At 42.0% G+C, this 20,462-nt stretch carries 21 protein-coding genes; 16 read left to right on the forward strand and 5 right to left on the reverse strand.

Features of this window, described 5'->3' with window-relative positions:
- The first annotated feature begins 466 nt into the window (after positions 1-466).
- The gene (locus tag A9239_RS17040; protein ID WP_048121246.1) at positions 467-1,654 is read left to right on the forward strand and encodes a glycosyltransferase family 4 protein; all 1,188 of its coding nucleotides are present in this window, start codon (positions 467-469) and stop codon (positions 1,652-1,654) included.
- Between the two features lie 304 nt (positions 1,655-1,958).
- Here A9239_RS17040 and A9239_RS17045 read toward each other — a convergent pair whose 3' ends face one another.
- From A9239_RS17045 to A9239_RS17055, 3 genes are all read right to left on the reverse strand, one after another.
- On the reverse strand, positions 1,959-2,591 hold the full coding sequence (locus A9239_RS17045; protein ID WP_048121248.1) for a DUF2150 family protein: 633 nt from the start codon (positions 2,589-2,591) through the stop codon (positions 1,959-1,961).
- A gap of 74 nt (positions 2,592-2,665) precedes the next feature.
- Complete coding sequence (locus A9239_RS17050; protein ID WP_048121250.1) at positions 2,666-3,115, reverse strand: UPF0179 family protein; 450 nt, start codon at positions 3,113-3,115, stop codon at positions 2,666-2,668.
- A gap of 396 nt (positions 3,116-3,511) precedes the next feature.
- Positions 3,512-4,582 carry an NAD(P)-dependent glycerol-1-phosphate dehydrogenase gene (locus A9239_RS17055; protein WP_048121251.1) on the reverse strand — a complete coding sequence of 357 codons (1,071 nt, stop codon included), beginning with the start codon at positions 4,580-4,582 and terminating at the stop codon, positions 3,512-3,514.
- A gap of 789 nt (positions 4,583-5,371) precedes the next feature.
- On the opposite strand from A9239_RS17055, the gene A9239_RS17060 reads away from it, so the two are divergent.
- The 12 genes from A9239_RS17060 to A9239_RS17115 all read left to right on the forward strand — a co-directional run bounded on the left by A9239_RS17060 (position 5,372) and on the right by A9239_RS17115 (position 16,943).
- Positions 5,372-6,229 (forward strand): DUF63 family protein, encoded by an 858-nt coding sequence (locus A9239_RS17060; RefSeq protein WP_048123481.1) that lies wholly within the window; start codon positions 5,372-5,374, stop codon positions 6,227-6,229.
- Positions 6,230-6,302: 73 nt separating this feature from the next.
- Positions 6,303-7,043, forward strand: coding sequence for a stage II sporulation protein M (locus A9239_RS17065; protein ID WP_048121253.1), 741 nt, complete (start codon positions 6,303-6,305; stop codon positions 7,041-7,043).
- Between the two features lie 1,431 nt (positions 7,044-8,474).
- Positions 8,475-9,638 (forward strand): formate--phosphoribosylaminoimidazolecarboxamide ligase family protein, encoded by a 1,164-nt coding sequence (locus tag A9239_RS17075; RefSeq protein WP_048156090.1) that lies wholly within the window; start codon positions 8,475-8,477, stop codon positions 9,636-9,638.
- A 350-nt stretch (positions 9,639-9,988) separates the two neighbouring features.
- Positions 9,989-11,215 carry a translation initiation factor IF-2 subunit gamma gene (locus A9239_RS17080; protein ID WP_048121259.1) on the forward strand — a complete coding sequence of 409 codons (1,227 nt, stop codon included), beginning with the start codon at positions 9,989-9,991 and terminating at the stop codon, positions 11,213-11,215.
- Positions 11,212-11,580 carry a DNA-binding protein gene (locus A9239_RS17085; protein ID WP_048121261.1) on the forward strand — a complete coding sequence of 123 codons (369 nt, stop codon included), beginning with the start codon at positions 11,212-11,214 and terminating at the stop codon, positions 11,578-11,580. Before A9239_RS17080 ends, A9239_RS17085 begins: the two co-directional genes overlap by 4 nt.
- Before the next feature lie 56 nt (positions 11,581-11,636).
- Entirely contained in the window at positions 11,637-12,221 is a 585-nt protein-coding gene (locus tag A9239_RS17090; protein ID WP_048121263.1) for a DNA-directed RNA polymerase, read from the forward strand.
- A gap of 17 nt (positions 12,222-12,238) precedes the next feature.
- Entirely contained in the window at positions 12,239-12,424 is a 186-nt protein-coding gene (gene spt4, locus A9239_RS17095; protein WP_011305323.1) for a transcription elongation factor subunit Spt4, read from the forward strand.
- A 1-nt stretch (position 12,425) separates the two neighbouring features.
- Positions 12,426-13,013, forward strand: coding sequence for a GTP-dependent dephospho-CoA kinase family protein (locus A9239_RS17100; protein WP_048121264.1), 588 nt, complete (start codon positions 12,426-12,428; stop codon positions 13,011-13,013).
- Positions 12,994-13,299: a 30S ribosomal protein S24e gene (locus A9239_RS17105; protein WP_048156092.1), complete on the forward strand. Its 306-nt coding sequence runs from the start codon at positions 12,994-12,996 to the stop codon at positions 13,297-13,299. The genes A9239_RS17100 and A9239_RS17105 overlap by 20 nt, the downstream gene beginning before the upstream one ends.
- A gap of 15 nt (positions 13,300-13,314) precedes the next feature.
- Positions 13,315-13,464 (forward strand): 30S ribosomal protein S27ae, encoded by a 150-nt coding sequence (locus A9239_RS17110; protein WP_048109017.1) that lies wholly within the window; start codon positions 13,315-13,317, stop codon positions 13,462-13,464.
- A gap of 437 nt (positions 13,465-13,901) precedes the next feature.
- Positions 13,902-14,858 carry a lipopolysaccharide assembly protein LapB gene (locus A9239_RS20720; RefSeq protein ID WP_230668899.1) on the forward strand — a complete coding sequence of 319 codons (957 nt, stop codon included), beginning with the start codon at positions 13,902-13,904 and terminating at the stop codon, positions 14,856-14,858.
- A gap of 42 nt (positions 14,859-14,900) precedes the next feature.
- Positions 14,901-16,943, forward strand: a complete 2,043-nt coding sequence (locus A9239_RS17115) for a tetratricopeptide repeat protein (protein ID WP_230668901.1) — start codon at positions 14,901-14,903, stop codon at positions 16,941-16,943.
- Positions 16,944-17,019: 76 nt separating this feature from the next.
- On the opposite strand, the gene A9239_RS19180 is transcribed toward A9239_RS17115, so the two are convergent.
- The gene (locus A9239_RS19180) at positions 17,020-17,217 is read right to left on the reverse strand and encodes a hypothetical protein (protein WP_141706503.1); all 198 of its coding nucleotides are present in this window, start codon (positions 17,215-17,217) and stop codon (positions 17,020-17,022) included.
- Between the two features lie 12 nt (positions 17,218-17,229).
- Between A9239_RS19180 and A9239_RS19185 the strand changes: the two genes are divergently transcribed.
- The 3 genes from A9239_RS19185 to A9239_RS17125 are packed head-to-tail and all read left to right on the forward strand — an operon-like array spanning position 17,230 to position 19,647.
- The gene (locus A9239_RS19185; protein WP_141706504.1) at positions 17,230-17,421 is read left to right on the forward strand and encodes a hypothetical protein; all 192 of its coding nucleotides are present in this window, start codon (positions 17,230-17,232) and stop codon (positions 17,419-17,421) included.
- Between the two features lie 32 nt (positions 17,422-17,453).
- On the forward strand, positions 17,454-19,091 hold the full coding sequence (locus A9239_RS17120; protein ID WP_048121271.1) for a bifunctional N(6)-L-threonylcarbamoyladenine synthase/serine/threonine protein kinase: 1,638 nt from the start codon (positions 17,454-17,456) through the stop codon (positions 19,089-19,091).
- Positions 19,084-19,647 (forward strand): XTP/dITP diphosphatase, encoded by a 564-nt coding sequence (locus A9239_RS17125; protein ID WP_048121273.1) that lies wholly within the window; start codon positions 19,084-19,086, stop codon positions 19,645-19,647. The genes A9239_RS17120 and A9239_RS17125 overlap by 8 nt, the downstream gene beginning before the upstream one ends.
- 157 nt (positions 19,648-19,804) lie before the next feature.
- On the opposite strand, the gene A9239_RS17130 is transcribed toward A9239_RS17125, so the two are convergent.
- Complete coding sequence (locus tag A9239_RS17130; RefSeq protein WP_230628915.1) at positions 19,805-20,236, reverse strand: hypothetical protein; 432 nt, start codon at positions 20,234-20,236, stop codon at positions 19,805-19,807.
- Positions 20,237-20,462: the final 226 nt, after the last annotated feature.

A 20,462-nucleotide genomic window follows, 5' to 3' on the forward strand; every position in this document is an offset into this window, starting at 1 on the left:
ATTAGCTATGTCTGGATAACATCTAGCAGCTTCAGTACAGCTAAAAACGTTAGAAGCCGCAATGAGAAAATTAATGTAGTCAATGTCGGTACACTTAGGTGGATGTATGTCCATAACTCCGTACGTTTTTAGAGAAACACTAAGCCATAAGTATATTTATAAAGATATCAAGTTTTCGGCATTTTAACTGCGTAAGTCCTAATATAAAAAAACCAGATTCTTAATACAAAAATTATCTTTATGTCACGAAAATTAAAGTTATACTCCTTTTGCTTATACGGCCAGTTGAAGGCTTAAGGGGCATAGAATTATAGAAAATTATGGCGAGCTAGATCAGTAAACTTGAAATTAGTAATATGACTGAATTCAGCAAACTAAAAAATCTACTTATTAGAAAGGCAAGGGGGAGCCTGCATTCTTTGTTACTCCTTAACTCCCATTTTGATAAAAATGGATAAGTGAGCTTATGAAAAAGATTCGAATAGGAATGTTTGCCTGGGAAAGTTTGTATTCGATACGTGTAGGAGGGATTTCACCCCACGTGTCCGAGCTATCTGATGCTCTTGCAGCAGAGGGGCATGAGGTCCACCTGTTTACACGAGACCATGAAAACAAAGATGAGGTAATAAATGGGGTTTATTATCACAAAATTGCCTGTGACCAAAATGGAGGAATCATTGAGCAGATGAACCATATGTGTGATGGTATGTACTGCCGATTCCTCGAGGTGAGAGAAAGTGCAGGAGAATTTGATGTTCTACATGGCCACGACTGGCACCCTGTAAATGTGCTTTGCAGGATAAAAGCCCAGTTTGGACTGCCCTTTGTACTGACCTTTCACAGTACGGAATGGGGGCGTAACGGAAACCGCCATGGAGACTGGTGGGAGGCAAAGGAAATATCACACAGAGAATGGCTTGGAGGCTATGAATCTTCGGAGATTATCATAACCTCAACCATATTGAAGGAAGAAATCAAGCAAATCTACAAAATTCCCGATTACAAGCTATGGGAAATTCCTAATGGCATAAACGTGGGAAAAATAAAAAGGCAGATCAACCCCGGAGATGTGAAAAGACACTATGGTATCCATCCATGTCTTCCAGTAGTGCTTTTCACGGGAAGGATGTCCTATCAGAAAGGACCTGACCTGCTGGTGGAAGCTGCTGCTAGAGTCCTGAAGAAAAGGAATGCACAGTTTGTGCTTATAGGAGAGGGGGAAATGCGCTCTCAGTGCGAAAATCAGGCTCATAGGCTTGGCATTGGAAATTCCTGTAATTTCCTCGGGTACGCTCCGGATAATACCGTAATAGACTGGTTCAATGCCTGCGACCTCGTATGCGTGCCCAGCCGGAACGAGCCTTTTGGAATTGTGGTGCTTGAAGCCTGGGACGCAAGGAAACCTGTAGTTGCAAGTGACGCAGTTGCCCTTGTGGAAAATTTCAGAACAGGCGTTATTGCACATAAAGAGCCCTCTTCTATCGCCTGGGGACTTAATTATGTCCTTGAAGGGCTTGGACGCAACCGAATGGGAGAGAAAGGTTACGACCTTATTAAAAAGCGGTATAACTGGAAAACCATAGCTGAAAAAACTTTTGAAGTATACAAAACAGTAATCGAAAAACATGAGGTTGCGGCAGGAAAAGTCAGCTGAAACTCAGGAATTCGAAATGAAAGTAACCTTTAAATTTTAATTTTTTAACCACTTTTTATCAATAACGTTTAATTTTTTGAATTGATTTTTGAGCTAATATTAGTTTTCGGGCAGAGTATTGAGTATTTTAAGTATATTTATTTCAAAAAGTACTTTTTTATTTCAAGATTTACGTTTTTATTTTGAAAGTTACTTTTTTTATTTTGAAAGTTACTTTTTTTATTTCGAGGTTTGTTTTTTATAAATATTCAAAGGACTTCCGCATTCCTAAAAACTGGAAACGGAATCCTTTGTTTAGGATAGTTTATATATCCTCTTCATCCTCTTCATCAAATTCCTTGTAGCTGTCGCTTCCTACCATTGCAGCCGAGATGGAATCAATTCCGTCAAGCCATTCTGCAACAATGCCGTAGGGAAGATCGGCCATAACCTCTTCAGGCAAGCTATTTCCTTTCAGCACGAGCGCACCGCATTGTGCAGTATAGTCAAGAGCAAGCTCAAGGTCGTCCGAGGATTCTGCCTCAATGGCTGATTTTACAAGCTCTGCAATATCGGTTCCTTCATCATAGTCGCCCATAACATAGCATTCGAAGGCGATAAGAGCCCCCATAAGAGAGGTCTGGACAGAGTCGATCATAAGGTTGATATCTTCAGAAATTGGCTCGACATCGGAAAGTACAATGTCCCGGATCTCAGCCAGTATCTCCAGAGCTGTTTCTCTGGAGAGCATACCCTTATCAAAGCGTGCAACCACTTTCAGGCAGGCCAGAATCACATCATCAACCATATTTACGAATATTGCACTTTCTTTTCCAGCTTCGTCTTCCGACTCCTTAATCTGGAAACCGCTCTCTCTTGCCCGTCCGAGCCAGTTTTCCCAGCGCTTTTGGGTATAAAATTCATAGGGGGGGACCTGGTTCATTTCTTGTTCAGGCACTTATAACACCGCTTCTTACCTTTTTTATTAATTGATAATCAATCTTACTATTACTAAAATGTGTTTGTTTACATTCACCAGGACAGTTTTACCTTTTTCAGTGAATAGTTGGCTTCGCACTTGGAATCAAGGTTTTCAAGGACCTCTACAATTTTACATTTATCGCCTTTTAAGAGTCCCTCTGGGTGACAGATATCATAAATCTCACATCCTCTCTTGCCACATTTTGGAGGCTCATACATAATTCTTGCCCCGTCGACTGCTTTTCTTGACTCCAACGTAGTCAGAATAGGCGCCTTGCTCACATCTACGGCAAGCACGCCGCTATCATGCAGGAAACATTCATGGATGTCTTTGTTCCGGATTTTTTCGACTCTGTACCTGCGTCCGGGTTCAAGGTTAAGACAGGTATTTTTCAGCCGGCATTTCTTACATTCAGGCATCTCACCTTTAAATATGAATTCCAGTCCTTCCCTTGCAAGCCGTGATCCGATAAGTGTTATTTTAGTATCGCTTTCTGTCATAATAACTCTTCCTTTTAATTGTTTTTGGGCCTGTACCCCATTTCTCGGGGCCACATGGAGCCTATTCCAAAATAATTTGAAGTTCAATATCAGGTTTGATTTGAGATAATTCTTTAATTGGAAATTAAGTAATTCTTTAAATTGGAAATTAAGTAATTTTTTAATTGAAAATTAAGTAATTTTTTAATTGGAAATTAAGTAATTTTTTAATTGGAAATTAAGTAATTCTTTAATTGGAAATTAAGTAATTCTTTAATTGGAAATTAAATTGACTCCAGATTAACCGGATTTTTTAACCGGTATAGGTTGTTGGATTTCTGAACTGAAACCTACCTTAAACTCTGGTATCTTGAACAGGCGTTCATTCTTGGCTTTAGACTGAATAAGAATAACTTTTTAATTTATGACCTTTGTGATTCTTGCAACTTTCTCAGCAGCAGAAGGATTAAGGCCGCTACCTAGAATTGTATAACGCTCTGGACGAATGCTGTGTGCATTTAACAGGGCTTCGATTATATATTTATCTTCTATACCCAGTTCTTCAGCAGTTACAGGAGCTCCTATCTTTTTTAAGGCTTCCCTGATTTCCTGCCAGTTTCCTCCGTGGAGGTACATCATCATAATCGTCCCTACTCCACATTGTTCTCCGTGGAGCGCGGGTTTTGGAGCTATCTTATCAAGGGCATGGCTGAACATATGTTCCGAGCCTGATGCGGGTCTTGAAGAACCTGCAATGCTCATCGCAACTCCGTTAGATACAAGAGCCTTTACTACAAGCCTTGCCGAAGTCTCGTGCTCAGGCTTAATCGAATCCGCACACTCAATAATAACCCGGGCAGCCATACGGGAAAGAGCCGCAGCATATGCCCCAAAATATTCATTCCTGAGCCTGCTTGCAAGTTCCCAGTCCAGTACTGCCGTATAATTAGAAATTATGTCTCCACAGCCAGCCGCAAGAAAGCGGTAAGGGGCTGCTGAAATAATCTCCGTATCTGCAATAACGGCAATAGGAGCCTGGGCCTGTGCAGACGTACTTATCCCATTATCCACAATTGAGGCACGGGAAGATGCGATGCCATCGTGGGAAGCTGCCGTCGGCACGCTAATAAAAGGAAGTTCAAGTCGGGTCGAAGCAAGTTTTGCAAGGTCAATAGACCTGCCGCTTCCAACCCCGAGGAGAAAATTAGCCTCTACCTCAAGAGCCTTTTCCATAACCTTTTCGACCTCTTCCTTAGTAGCTTTGCACGTCAAAACCATTTCCGCACTACAACCTGCACTCTCAAGGAGGTTACTGACTCTCTTACCTGCAATATTCTTTGTAGTACTTCCGGTCACGATCAGCGCATTTCCTTTCATCTTCAGGTCCCTGCAGACATCTCCAATCTCCTCAAGCACGCCATGCCCGACAAGCACATCTCTTGGGAGCTGCATCCATTTTGCGCTGTTATTGTTAATGGTCAATTTCATACCTGCATCAGTATTCAATTATGATAGATTGTAAATTGGCTTTTATAAACTCGAATATACGTACGAAGTCATAAGTTTAGATTATCAGCAGACTGCGGCATATCAGGTACATTCAATTACGTTAACTCTTAACTTACGTCAACTCATAATTTACGTTAACTCTTAACTTAATTATTTATAATTCTAGTCTGGAATATGTCTCAAGTTAGAGATCTTATTAATGTTTAGAAATATTTTCAGGTTTAAGATATCGTTTCAAGTGTTTTTCAGGTTTGATATATTGTTTCAAGTGTATTCAGGATTTTATATATTTTTATAAGTGTTTTTAGGGGTTTACATATTGTTTCAGGTATTTTTCAGGTTTGATACATTGTTTCAAGTATATTTGAAATCTGAGATCATATTTAAAGTGTCTTTGAGGGCCGAGATTTCAAAACTCATAATTTATAAATCTTTACTCAGAACTTATTTAAGACTATTTCCATGTTTATATTAGAATAATCTTTATGTTTACATCGTTATAAATTCTCGATTCTTACCAATATATTATGTATGACAATTAACCACTAGAATATTATAAATAATTATAAAAATACCGTAATACATTAAAGCTTATATAATATTGCTAACGCTTATTGGGTGGAACCCTTCGGAAAGAAATATCTTACATTAGAACGAAGATCGCACACTGGAGAAGAATACTACCCTCTTGACTAAGGAAGTAAGTTCGGCGTATACATTTTAAGTATTGATTGTATTAGGATATTGCCATTTTGAATGAGTGATAAGATGAGTTTTTCAATAGATAATGTCTCACAGTTTATTAATACCTATTATCTTGACCCCATAAGAGGCGATGAAGGGTATAATCCAGTAAACACCATTACCTGGGCAATAATATTGGGTATTTGCATATTTGGGGTTTTCAGGCTGCTCGAAAAGCTTGAGGTAAAAATAACTCCCCGATTTATTGCGTCTGTCCTGCCTTTCGTACTTGCAGGGTCTTCCCTGCGTGTAATTGAAGATTCTCCTGCAGGTATCTTCCACCCGCCATTTAGCTATCTTCTCATAACTCCCAATATTTACTTCCTGGTTTTTGCGATAACCGTAGGCTGTCTCTGGATTTCAATCCGGATGCAGAAAGCAGGGCTTGTAAAGGATTTTCATCTCACCTTTGCAGGCTTCGGACTCGCATTGTTTTTCATAAATCTTGCTGTCCTCCTCCATTTCGATAATATAGTATATCCTTACGTTCCCGTATTCGTAATCGTGGCAGGAACAGGTTTAACCTTTATCTTTTATCTTATTGCCCGTCATTTCAAGTCTTCAATATTCACCAATCCCCTGAACCTTTCTATCCTGATGGCTCACTTGATGGATGCTTCTTCGACATACATAGGAGTAGATCATCTTGGATACTTTGAAAAGCATGTAGTGCCCACCTATCTTATTAACTTGACCGGCACCGCATTGGTTATGTATCCATTAAAGCTTATTATCTTCGTAGGGGTTCTTTATGTTCTTGACACTCAGTTTGAGGATGATGAGCGTTCCTTGAACTTGAAAGTACTAATAAAAATGGTCATTTTGATCCTTGGTCTCTCTCCTGCAACCCGGAACACTATCCGGATGATGATGGGAATTTGAGATAAAAAGATATTTGTCAAGCGTTATATGTATTTGAAACAGGAAAATAAGCTAAGAATACGTGGGGATAGGTATGGAAAAAGAGGACGATTATAATTCAGAGGAGAGAAAAGAAGGAATACAGACTACAGGAACTCCTGAAGGAGAGATAGAAAACAGGGGATATGCTACAGAAGAGAAAGATTTATTTCCCGGAAGCAGCGCAGCAGAAACCTGGCGTGACAGCAGAAAAGATCCAAAAAAAGGGTCTAGATATCTGCGATTTATCTGGCCTTATGCACTTCTTATGGCCTTTATATTTTTTGTATTTTTAGTCGTAGGCTATTATTCAGCTGCAAGTTTCCCTTCTATGGCTGAGACTCTCAGAGAAAGCTTTAGCTCCCGTTTTTCGTCAATTATGACAATGAACCCTCTTTTTATAATGTTTACAATTTTTCTTAATAATGCATTTTTAAGCCTGCTTTTTCTGGTACTCGGGTTGGCTCTGGGAATTCTTCCGATACTTTTTATCGCCTTTAATGGATATGTTGTGGGAGTCATCGTTTATCTTATAGCTCAGGAAAGAGGACCGCTTTTTATTTTGCTTGGTCTTCTCCCTCATGGGATACTGGAATTGCCTATGGTCTTCCTTTCTGCAGGAATAGGGTTTCGGCTCGGGTACCAGGTATTTTCTGCCCTTATAGGGAGATCTACCCAGATAAAAAGTGAATTTAAAGAGGGACTTACGTTTTATTTCCACTGGATCTTGCCTCTTCTTCTGGTTGCAGCTATAATTGAGACTTTTATTACGCCTGTTATCCTTAGTTCGGTTTAAGAGTCGGGGTAATTACTGAAAAACGTAAGATCTGAGGAAAGGTTCCCAAATCTTGATAATGATTGGAGTTGTGTCCGTAATATAAGAATTAATCAGCCAGAATTAATCAATAACTCACGGACACTACCCATTTTTGAGACTTTTTATTATTATAGGACGATCCAATATTCGAGGTTTACGATATTATCCCCTGGTAATGTTCAAACTCATCTTTCAAAGATCATGAAAAAACGATAACATTAGATTGCACAGTTAATGTTGTAGATGAAAAATAGTCTGTTTGATAGCGATTTTATCCAAATTCAATAATTTTTTGTTTTTTAAACTCGCTATGCATCGAGCCCGTAAACTTCATACAATTTTGGGATTATATTTACATACCAGTATCGTAGCTACTAATTTTAGACAATTTTGGATTTATTTTCATTAGACACTACGACTTTCGTTATCTAACAATTCATTCTTGGTATATCTGTGAAAGTCAAGTCAAAGGTTATTCCGAGATATATTTATCCGGTCACTGAAATGCATTTTGTATATTTTTATGCCGATTAAATATAAATCAATTACTAATATATTAATAATGGGCGAAAGGTCCGGGATTGGAATAAAAGAGGTGAAATGATATGGTAAAATGTGGAATTTGTGGAGGAGAAGCTCCCAAGCAGCCCTGTATTACTGAAGAAGGAAAATGCGATATTTGTGGGAAGAAGGTCACTCTCGCAGAAGAAAAGAAGCAGAAGTGATGAATAAATAATGGAAATGTATTTTAATTAACTAACACACCACATCGAAAGGAGAAATTTACAGTAATTCTTACCTTTGAACAGGGGGTAATGATTACTATCTCTTTTCATATTCTTTTAAGCTTGTTTCAAAATTACGATGATTCATATTTTTGACCATAAACAGGTATTCCATTCATTTGTATTTGGTTAAGGAATTTGGTAGTGTGTGTGAGTTATTGAAAATCATAAGCACAAGAATATCTCTATATTTTCCTCAAATGATGGGGTTGTACTTGCTTTTTCTGAAATAGTCAATAACTTACGGACACGACTAGTTTAAGAAAGTGTCAAAAACTATGGAAACTCAGAAACTGGAAACTAACGGGAAAGTTTCAAAAATGGAGTAAACTCAGAAACTGGAAACCAGTGGAAAAGTTTCAGATGTTTGTTCTGGCCTATCTTTTTCTGGCTTTAGTGCTTTCTTGTTTTCTTTCATTATATAAATGGTTACTTATATTAGAAAGGGATTTAATAGGTAAAGCCGTTAATGGGGAAAACCTATCAGGATTTTTACTTCATAATACCTGGCAACTAGTCGCAAGACCTGCGTTTCGAGGAATCTTCATCGAGTAGCAGGTTTGAAAGCCATATCTATTACCATTTCATTGAAAGGAATCATTTCCAAGACCAAGGAACATCAAATATGATTGACAGGAACGAAATTAAGGAAATCGTTGAAGGCTACTATACCCACGCTGATGAGATAAAAATCGGAACTATAGGCTCTCACTCAGGACTCGACATCTGTGACGGGGCAGTTGAAGAGAAATTCAGGACTCTTGCTGTATGCCAGGCTGGCAGAGAAAAAACATACAGCGAATACTTCAGGGCTCAGAGAGACCTTTCTGGAAAAGTAATGAGGGGGATTGTTGACGAGGCCATTGTTTTCAAAAAGTTCAATGAAATTCTCCTGCCCGAAAACCAGCAGAAACTGGTTAATGAAAATGTGCTTTTTGTCCCGAACAGATCCTTTACTTCATACTGCAGTATAGATGAGATCGAAGAGAACTTCAGAGTGCCTCTTGTGGGAAGCAGGAACCTTCTCCGGAGCGAGGAACGCAGTGAGCAGCAGAGCTATTACTGGATTCTGGAAAAAGCAGGACTTCCTTTTCCGGAAAAAATCGAGTCTCCAAAGGATATCAATGAGCTTGTAATGGTCAAGCTCCCGCATGCAGTAAAAAAACTCGAACGGGGATTTTTTACCGCTTCAAGTTACAGAGAATATACGGAGAAATCCGAGTCTCTAATTAAGCAGGGAGTTATCACACGTGAGGCCCTTGAGAATGCAAGGATAGAGCGCTATATCATAGGTCCTGTATTCAACTTTGATATGTTTTATTCCCCAATCGAGCCGAAAATGAGTAAGCTGGAACTCCTTGGGATTGACTGGCGCTTTGAGACCAGCCTTGATGGGCACGTAAGACTTCCTGCCCCGCAGCAAATATCCCTGGCCGAAAGCCAGTTAACTCCTGAATACACGGTATGCGGACATAACTCTGCAACACTGCGCGAGTCTCTTCTTGAGAAAGTCTTCCAGATGGGAGAAAAATATGTAAAAGCTACACAGGAATATTATTCTCCCGGAATTATAGGACCTTTCTGCCTGCAGACCTGCGTTGATAAGGATCTTAACTTCTATATTTATGATGTGGCACCAAGAGTAGGCGGCGGGACCAATGTTCATATGTCAGTAGGTCATTCTTACGGCAACTCTCTCTGGAGAAGACCAATGAGTACAGGAAGAAGACTGGCCTTTGAGATCAGGCGCGCCCTCGAACTAGAGAAGCTTGACGCTATCGTCACATAAATTTATTAAGGCTTTCCGGCATTAGTAGATATTAACTATGCAGGATACCGTAAACTTTAAAAGTATCACCTGAATCTGCAAGCTTTAAATCGTGATACGAAAACACAATAATAGAATTTACCCAGACTCCCAATTCAGGAAATCCAGACTATGGACTGGGCTGAGGAATATTTTCGTTCCCCAAGACCCGCTTTAATTCATAATTGCATTTTGAATTACAGACCAGATGAGTTAAGGGTTGGAATCTGCGGATCTACTGGAAAAAGTAATTCCAAATTTTATGGTTCAGGTTTAGGATAATAGACCTGTCTTATATCGGATCACTTCACTTTACTGGAGGAAATTACAACTTGAGTCAGCCTTGCGTTAATATCGGCATGGTAGGACATGTCGACCATGGAAAAACCACACTTGTTAAAGCCTTATCAGGCTTTTGGACAGATACACATAGTGAGGAAGTAAAAAGAGGGATTTCTATCAGACTGGGGTATGCAGACTCCCTATTCAGAAAATGTCCCAAATGCCCTTCTCCCCAATGTTATACTGTAGAAAAGACCTGCCCTAACTGTGGAGAAAAGACGGAAGAACACAGGACAGTGTCCTTTGTAGATGCTCCTGGACACGAAACCCTTATGGCTACTATGCTCTCAGGTGCTGCTATTATGGATGGGGCAGTACTAGTAATTGCAGCAAATGAAGACTGCCCGCAGCCCCAGACAAAAGAACACCTTATGGCACTGGATATTATAGGAATTAAGAATATTGTTATAGTGCAAAATAAAATTGACCTTGTATCCAGAGAACGCCTTCTCGAGAACTATCGCCAGATAAAAGAATTTGTTAAAGGCACAGTCGCAGAAAATGCCCCTATCATCCCGATCTCGGCTCAGCAGAATATTAATATCGATGTCCTTATCGATACTCTGGAAACCGTGATTCCCACTCCTGTCCACAAAGTAGACAAGCCTGCCAGCATGTTGATTGCTCGTTCTTTTGACATTAACAGGCCAGGAGCTTCAATTGAGGAAATGCGTGGGGGCGTTATCGGAGGAACTCTGACCGAGGGAGTACTTCATCCCGGAGACGAGCTGGAAATAAGGCCAGGAATCAAGGTTACAACCGAAGGCACTACAAGATGGGTTCCGATTATGACAACGATTTCGTCTATCTTTGCAGGTGAAACAAAGGTAGAGGAAGCAACTCCCGGAGGCCTTCTAGCTGTTGGAACTTATCTTGACCCTACCCTGACAAAAGGTGACTCTTTAACAGGACAGATTGCAGGCGCACCTGGTACCCTTCCTGAGACCAGACATCAGTTCGTTATGGAATTACACCTGCTCGAAAGGGTAGTGGGCGTTACAAGAGAAGAAAAAATCAATGAAATCAAAACCAGTGAACCCCTTATGCTCAATATAGGAACCGCAACCACAGTTGGTGTGGTTACAAGTGCAAGGAAAAATGAAGCGCAGGTGGCCCTTAAACGCCCGATTAGCGCAGCCATTGGGTCAAGGGTTGCTATCAGCAGGAGAATCGACTCTCGCTGGCGGCTTATTGGAGTAGGGGTAATTAAGAGTTGAAAGTTATAATTGATACTAATGGGTTCATGATCCCGGTCCAGTTCGGAGTGGATATTTTCGAAGAACTGAAAAGACTGGGATTTGACGAATTTTTTGTTCCTGAGGCTGTAGTATTCGAGATAGAAAAACTCATAAAGCGGGAAAGAGGTTCGGACAGAACAGCTGCAAAGGTTGCTAGGTCCATGATGAATAGGTGCGAGCTTATAACTCCTGCTGTAGGCCCTGCAGATGATGTAATTCTCAGGCTAGCAAAAGAAATGAGAGCAGCTGTTCTGACAAATGATATCGGGTTAAAGCGCAGGCTTGCCGAAAAAGGAATCCAGACCATATCCCTGAGACAGAAAAATAAACTGGACTTTGTCTGAACCATGTTATTTTACCGGGCAGCATTAAATTGATTGTTTTTACGGGTGATTAGCAGATGTATAAAATGATGAAGCTCGTTGATACGGTCCGTATCCCTCCTACCCTTTTAGGGGAAGAGGTGTCGCAAACTGTTAAAAACGCGTTAAGAGAAAAACTCGAGGGTCAGGTTGACAAAAAACTTGGTGCCCTCGTCGCAATTTGCAAGATAGTCGAGATAGGAGAAGGGCATATCCTCGTAGGAGACGGAGCAGTATATTACGATGTTACATTCGAAGCAATAATGTTCGTGCCTGAGCTCCAGGAGATTATTGAGGGTGAAGTTGTTGAAACCGTTGGTTTCGGAGTTTTCGTAGGGATGGGACCAATGGACGGCTTGCTTCACGTCAGCCAGATTACGGACGATTTTATTTCATACGACGCCAAGAACGCAAGGCTTGTGACAAAGAACGGAGGAAAATCCATTGCTGAAGGTGACCATGTAAGGGCCAGGGTTGTCGCTGTAAGCATTAACGAGAGAGAACCCAAAGAAAGTAAAATAGGCCTTACTATGCGTCAGACTGCTCTTGGAAAGCTGCAGTGGATTGAGGAAGCCCGTAAAAAGAAACAGTCTCATGAAGCTGTTCCTGAAGGAGCTGCCTGAAAAGGAAGAGGATTTGTATGGCAGAAAAAGTATGTCGACATTGCATGAGAGTTCTGGAAGGGCAAAACTGCCCGATCTGTGGGACTTCAGACCTTGCAGAGGAATGGAGTGGGCTTGTAATTATCCTGGACCCTGAACGCTCAGAAATAGCAAAAAAGCTTGGGGTTGACATTCCTGATAAATTTGCTTTGAAGGTGCGCTGATTTGAGTGTTCATATCGAGCTTCCAAGAGAACTTCGTCCACTGATGAAGAAACCCCTAGGTACGCTTTACAGGGGCAAGGGCAGGGATACTATAGAGAAGTTTGAAGGAGAACTTGGAAGCCCCACAAAACTTATATCCGTAGGGGATGTTACTACCTTCCACCTGCTTGAGGTCGGAATTATTCCGGATATCTGTATTGTGGACAACCGTACCAAAAGAAAGCCGGTTTCCAGTGATGTCTCAGCCCGGAATATGGACAAGGTTTATAGCGAAGTATCTGTGGACAACCCTGCAGGAATTATTACCGATGAATTAATTAAAACCCTTTGTGAAGCGTTTGCTTCCGAGAAGCCTCTCAGGATCTTTGTAAGGGGAGAAGAGGATCTGGCAACCCTTCCTGTAATCCTTCTGGCTCCTCTGGACTCTGTAGTCCTGTATGGACAGCCCGATGAGGGTGTGGTCTTTGTAAAGGTCACTGAGGAGAAAAAAGGGGAGATAAGAACTCTCTTTGAAAAACTCATCAGCAAAAATCAGAATTACGAATTGGATAAGCTACGGAGAATTTTAGATGGACATAAGAATTCTTAAAGACAAGGATAATGCACTTTTAAATCGAAGGGAACTGGATTTCATTGTGAAATATGAAGGTTCGACTCCTTCCAGAAATGATGTCAGGAATAAACTCGCTGCAATGCTGAACGCCCCTCTTGAACTGGTGGTAGTCCAGAAAATGAAAACCGAATACGGAATGAAAGAAGGTAAGGGCTATGCCAAAATCTATGAAAATGCCGACCGTATGAAGGAAGTAGAACTGGAATACGTCATGAAGAGAAACACTACCCCGGGAACGGAAACTGAGGGAGAAGAGGCTTAAGCGAGGTGCATATAAATGGCAGTAAAAGATTACTATAAAGTCCAGGGCGACTCCGTAACAAGAATCAAACAGTTCTGTCCCAGATGCGGACCAGGTACGTTCCTAGCCGATCACAAGAACCGCCTCGCCTGCGGGAAGTGCGGCTATACCGAATTCAAGAAGTAATCCATTTCAAGAATTAATCTGACTCTTTTTCAATCCGAGCCGCAGGAGATTGCCTGCGGTTCATTTCACTCACCCGAATTCCGTCACCCGAGTTTTTTTTGGAGGAAAGGGACATTTTTAGATCACTTCATTAGCTCAAGAGGACTGAATTACTCGAGTTTCGGGGTGGAAGGAGACATTTTAGATCACTTCATTAGCTCAAGAGGAACGAATTATATGAAGATATTTAACTGAGCCAAGAGAGCTAATTTTCCATCGAATATCTTTTTATGATAAAATGTCCAGGCCTAACTATTCAGGCTTAAGTTTAAAGGAGCCGGCGAATTCCTGGAAACTAAATCAGTAACTATCTTCTACGCCCGTATTTATAATAGGTATCGTATATAATTAAATGAATTTTAAATTTGCTAAATTTTACTAAAAGATTCCGAGGGCTTATGAATTTTCTTTATGCCAGAGCCTGGTACAGTAAAGCTCTTGCTCTTTTGAACTTGAAAAACCAGATCGGTGCAGAGAAAAATTTTGAGAAGGCACTTGAGGCTTTTGATGCCGTACTTAAGGTAAATCCTGAGAATAGCGTCGCCTGGCAGTACAGGGGAAATATACTTCGCTATCTGGAACGTCCGGAAGAAGCGCTGCAGGCTTTTGAAAAGGCACTTGATTATGATCCTGAAAATATTCCTGCCCAATACTTCAAAGGGCTTACCTTCGGATACCTGAACCTGCCAGAACAGGCGCTTGAAGCTTTTAATGGTGTACTTGGGAAAGATGAAAAGCACATCGGTGCCCTGTACTACAGCGGGCTTGCTTTAAAACAGCTCTCACGAGACAAAGAAGCACTGCAGGCTTTTACCAGAGCATCCGAGTTAAATCCAGAAAACCTGAAGATCTGGTACTATAGAGGAACAACCCTGTCCGTGCTTGGGAGAAATGAAGAAGCACTTGAGGCTTATGGAAAAACCCTGAAACTGGAACCTTCGCATTCAGGAGCATGGGAAGGCGAGGCAAAATCATACCTTGCCCTGGGAAGAAGGAGAGAAGCTTTGAGAACCTGTGAAAAGGCTCTGGAACTCGAACCCGCATCTGCTGCGGCCTGGGAAACTCAGGGAAGAATTCTCGAAAGCATAGGAAGAAAAGAGGAAGCACTTTCAGCTTTCGAAAAAAGCCTTATCCTTGAGCCAGGAAACGTAAAAAACAGGCTAGAAAAAGGCAGGCTTCTCGGACAGCTTGGCAGGCCCCAGAAAGCTCTTGACGTGTTTGAAAGTGTGCTTGAACTGGACAACTCTATTATAGAGGCAAAAGCCGGCAAAGGAAAAGCCCTGCTGGCACTTGGAAGATACCAGGAATCTCTTGATGCTTTCAGGAAAGTTCTTGAGACCGAGCCTTTAAGTTAGGAAGGATGGAGAGGAACAGGCAACTGCTTTCTAGCTATGCGGATGCCTCATGAAGCTTTGCAGGCTTATAAAAAAGCCCTTTCCTCTGGAACTGAAAATTGCGGCATTTTTTGCGGTCTTGGAAAGGTATATTATACGCTTGGGGATTATTCAAGAGCTTTTGAAAGCTTCGAAGAGGCTCTCAGACTTGATTCAGAAAACCTTTTTGCGTGGAACGGAAGGGGAAATGCACTCTATAAGCTTGGAAGATACAGTGAAGCTCTTGAGACCTATGAGACCCTCCTGGAACTTGACTATGAAAGCCTGCCTGCACGATATAACCGTGGTGTCACTATTTCCAGACTTAGGCATCAAGATAAAGACTTTGATGAGATTCTTGAAAGTCAGCTTCAGACAGCTTTTAAAAAATATCTGGAATTATCTGGAGGGCTTCCTGAAGGAGAAATTGGAGGTGAGAGCTGGAAGTACCGGGGTTTTGCTTTTGCCGAGTTGGGAGAGTATGGGGAAGCTCTTAAAGCTTTTGAAAAGGCCACAAAAAATGAATATGAAAGCTCTTTTCCTCGGGTTTGCAAAGGAATCACCCTTCTCTGCCTGAAAAATTATGAAAAAGCCCTGGAAACGTTTGAAGATGCCGAAAAGGATCTTTATGCAGCCACAGAAGCAGAGAAAGCAATAAAAAATGGGAAGTACAAAGAACCTGGGAGTTTAAGCCCTGATGAACTAAATTTCAGGCTGAAAATTCTCTGGAATGCTAAAGGGCTTACTCTGGATGCCCTTGGAAGATATCAGGATGCTTTAACAGCTTTTGAGAGCGCCAAGAAACTTACTGAAGCTGAGAATATTGCATGTTCTGGAAAAAGCCTGGTTTTTGCGCACTGTGGAGAGTGGGAAAAAGCCCTGAAAGCGTTTGACAGAATCCTTACCCTCGACCCTCAAAACACCCAGGCTTCAGTCATGAAAGCTTTTGCCCTCATAAGGCTGCAAGAGTTTGAGAAAGCCATTTCAGTCCTTGAGAATCTGACAACTGACGAGATTAACTCGGATTTACCTTCGTGCCTGCTGGGCTTTGCCTGTTTCCGGCTGGGAGATTTTGAAAGAGCTCTTAAGGCATACAGGAAAGCAATCTATATAAATCCAAAAAATTCTCACGCAAAAAACGGGCTCGCGGAGCTTTACTTCAGGCTTGGGGACAGCAGGAGTGCATTAAAAGAACTCGAAGCTTCCATTGCAGAAGCCCCAGAGAATTCATTTTCAAGAAACCTTAAAGGTCGGGTAGAACTTGAAGAGCAGGCGTGTGAGGAAGCACTTGAGTCCTTCAGGCGAGCTCTTGCCCTGGATTCGGAAGACCAGAGACTGCTGCTCTGGGATGTGTACGCGAGATATGTGTACGCAGAAGCATCTTTTGAGGAAAATAGCGCACGATTCAGGCATATGCTTCTTGCAGCTGCAGGAAAACTTGAAAAAGCAGCCATCTGGCAAAGGTCCGAAGATAATGAACTGAAAGCTTATGCCCTTTATTTTCTGGGACTTTTTTATTGCCGAGTGCATTACTTCCGAAAAGCCGCCGATCGGCTTAATGAATGCCTGAGATTGAATCCCCCAGCCGAAGTTAAAAAGCCTGCAGACTTGCTCCTTAAAAATCTTCGTACAGGTCCTCTGAAACCTGCCTGGTGGAAATGGTGGCTTGATGCAAGAACAAAACGCCTGCTTAAAAAGCTCAGTTTCGGGTTAATTTTCCTTATTATATTTGGTCTTCTGCTGTCCCATCCGGCAGCGTCATCCCTTCCAATTATCTCCTGGCCCGCAGCTTATATAAATCACCTTTTTTCTCTCACAGGGAATATTTCATGGCCGGTTTACGGTAGAGAATACATAGTCTTTATCCTGTTTTTGTTTTTCATCCTGCTCCTACCCGGTTTCAGGCAAGGCAAACCGAACGAAGAAGAGCTTGAACCTCTTACGCCTCCATACCCTGATCTCGATATTCCTGAATCCATACTTGAGGAGTTTGGTGAAAAGCTTGAGAAAAGCCTGTTCTCTCCCGAACCTATGGAAGAAAGCGTGAGAAAACTCGGAGATTTTTGAAGCGAGATTTTTGAAGCTCTGGAAAAAAGTAAAAGTCCGCTTAAACGAGTGAAATGAAATCTATAAATTCTATAAATTAGCCCTCTTGAGCGCAACCGTTGCGCCGGTTGATCACGCCGATAGGGTTCGGGAATAAGTTCCTCGAATTCAAACGTTGCCAGAGTTTTCTGTCAAGCCTTTTTTGAAAAGGCTTGCGGTTAAACAGTTTTTTAAAAAGGCTTGCAGGTAAATCAACCCATTTCATCGAGTTGAAAAAACAACTTCTCTTGTCCATAATTCAGCCCTCTTGAGCGAAGCGAAAAGGGCTTCGTGCTGTTGCGATTACATCGCAACTCCCAGAAACTCTACGATTTTCTGTGATCCCGATGCGAAACTCGGGCAGCGAAACGACCCCGTCCTCCCGAGACGGAACTCGGGTGACGGAACTCGGAAGATGCAAACGTATATAAGTTCTCTCCTGTATTATCGAAGGCAGTGACAGCAAAAAGGACTGGAAGGAGACCGTAAGCCTTGAAAAACACGTTCATCCTTGGAATCGAGGGCACTGCCTGGAACCTGAGTGCCGCAATCGTGACCGAAACCGAGATTATTGCCGAGGTCACAGAGACCTATAAACCCACAGCCGGGGGGATTCATCCCAGGGAAGCAGCCCAGCATCATGCAAAGTACGCAGCCAGCGTTATAAAAAGGCTTCTTGCAGAAGCAAAAGAAAAAGGAGTCAAGCCTTCAGATATTGATGGGATAGCTTTTTCCCAGGGGCCTGGACTTGGGCCGTGCCTGAGGACGGTTGCAACGGCAGCCAGAATGCTTTCCATATCTCTTGGAGTTCCACTGATAGGGGTCAATCACTGTATCGCTCATATCGAAATTGGGATCTGGAGAACTCCTGCAACGGACCCTGTCGTTCTTTACGTAAGCGGAGCCAATTCTCAGGTTATTTCCTATATGGGAGGACGGTATAGAGTCTTTGGTGAAACCCTGGATATAGGGCTTGGAAATGCCCTTGATAAATTTGCTCGGGGAGCTAACCTGCCGCACCCCGGAGGGCCAAAGATTGAAGCATATGCAAAAAACGCAAAGAAATATATCCATCTCCCCTATGTGGTAAAAGGCATGGACCTTTCCTTTTCCGGACTTTCCACGGCCGCCAGCGAAGCCCTAAAAAAAGCTCCTATTGAGGATGTCTGCTATTCTTATCAGGAAACAGCTTTTGCAATGGTTGTTGAGGTTGCAGAGCGAGCACTTGCTCACACCGGAAAAAAAGAAGTCTTGCTGGCAGGAGGAGTTGGGGCAAACACAAGACTCCGGGAAATGTTAAACGATATGTGCGAGGCCAGAGGCGCGAAGTTCTATGTGCCCGAAAAACGCTTCATGGGAGATAACGGGACAATGATCGCATATACCGGGCTTCTGATGTATAAGTCCGGAAACACTCTTTCCCTTGAAGACTCTCGCGTAAACCCCAGTTACCGGACTGATGACGTGAAAGTGACCTGGATCCAGGAAGGAAAGATGAAAAGGGTTCCTGAAATTTCCCCCGGAACTTCTCTCAAGCTCGGGGAAATGCTGGATAACGGAGCCGAGGCTATTGTTTACCTGGAAGAAGGACCTGAAGGGAAGAAAATACTTGTTAAGGAAAGAGTCCCGAAAGCTTACAGGTATAAAGAAATTGATGAAAGGATCAGGGTCGAAAGAAACCGGACAGAAGCCCGCCTGATGTCTGAAGCCCGGAGACATGGAGTTTCTACGCCGATTATCTATGATGTGGAAGATTTCAAGCTCAAGATGCAATATATTGATGGTGTCCCCATAAAATACCTGGTTACTCCTGAACATTCAGAAAAAGTAGGAGAACTTGTAGGGAAACTCCACAGTGCGGGTATAGTACACGGAGACCTTACAACCTCAAATCTCCTGCTTGCAGGCGAGAGGCTTTATCTCCTTGACTTCGGGCTTGCATATTACGACAAAGGACTTGAGGCCAGAGGAGTAGACGTTCATGTACTATTCCAGACTTTTGAGAGTACACACCGTAACCATGAGGCCCTTATCGAAGCTTTCAAAAAAGGGTACCAGAGAACTTTTATAGATTCAGAGGATGTACTCAAGCGTGTTGAAGAGATAAAAAAGAGGGCTCGTTATGCATAAAATCGTATTTGTTACGGGAAATAAAGGCAAATTTGCCGAGGTAAGGGATATCCTCAAGTCTTTCGGGATTGAAGTAGTTCAGAACAAAAACGGCTACCCTGAACTTCAGGAGGACGACCTTGAGCCCATTGCAGCCTATGGGGCGCAGTATGTTGCAAACAAAATGAACATGCCTGTAATGGTAGATGATTCCGGGATTTTCATAAAAGCCTTAAACGGCTTTCCAGGCCCTTATTCTCGTTTCGTAGAGGATAGACTCGGAAACCCTAAAGTGCTTAAGCTCATGGAAGGGGAAAACGACAGGACAGCGTATTTTAAGACCGTTATCGGATACTGCGAGCCCGGAAAAGAGCCTCTGGTTTTCCCGGGTATAGTTGAAGGGAAAATCGCGTATGAAGAGAGAGGTACAGGCGGTTTTGGGTACGATCCTATTTTTGAGTACCAGGGAATGACTTTTGGAGAGCTCGGCGATATTGAGAAAAATAAAGTTTCCCACCGACGCAGGGCTATTGACAGTTTTCTGGAATGGTATAAGGGTAAACTTGAAAAAACCTGAAAGTAAGACTTGACAGTAAGATTTGACGGTAAGATTTGACGGTAAGATTTGACGGTAAGATTTGACAACAATTATAACAGTAAGAATAATTAATCTGCAACTGCAAAAAAATTGACTGGAAAGGATTGTTTATATTAATCCTTCCCTATTTCCACGCTTACTCATATTCTTTTAGTTTATCTTTAAGTAGGCTAAGGGCTACACTGAGCTGGTTTAGACCCAGTTTCAGAGCGATAGTTATAATCTTATTGTTTGAAATATTACCAAACTCTCGTTTGATTGCAAATAAATCCATAATACACTGCTGATCCAGAACAAGTGGCCCATCAAGCAGATCTTTTGAGGTCGAATTCGGCTTTTGACCTTTGAACTCAACTTTCCTTTGCCCTATGTTTATCCCAATCTCCGATTTTGCAGTTCTTCCTGCGGCCTCAGGTAGTCCTGTCTTTTCCCCATAGAGACATTCCATTTGCTGGAGACAGTGAGCCAGGCAAACGCTCTTTATGAATTCTTCAACTTCCATACCACTGATACCTGCATATTTCTTTATTTCGGCAAGTTGTTCTTCCGAAAAACAGATACAGAGCAAGTTTTCGTTAGACTCTTCTTCTATCCCAAACCCTCCATATATTTATCATTGTCTCTTGATTTTCTGTATTTTTATCCTTTGATGATTTTAGGAGTTACGCAGTTGGCTCCTAGCATATTGTTTTTTCCAAACTTTCAAATATTTGAATTAATTTAACGTGTATTGGGGATTCCTTAAGTATTCTGTCACTGCCACTCTTCTAATTTTCATAGCACTTTCAAACCAG

It is taken from the genome of Methanosarcina sp. A14 (assembly GCF_001729375.1).
Taxonomy (GTDB): Archaea; Halobacteriota; Methanosarcinia; order Methanosarcinales; family Methanosarcinaceae; genus Methanosarcina; species Methanosarcina barkeri.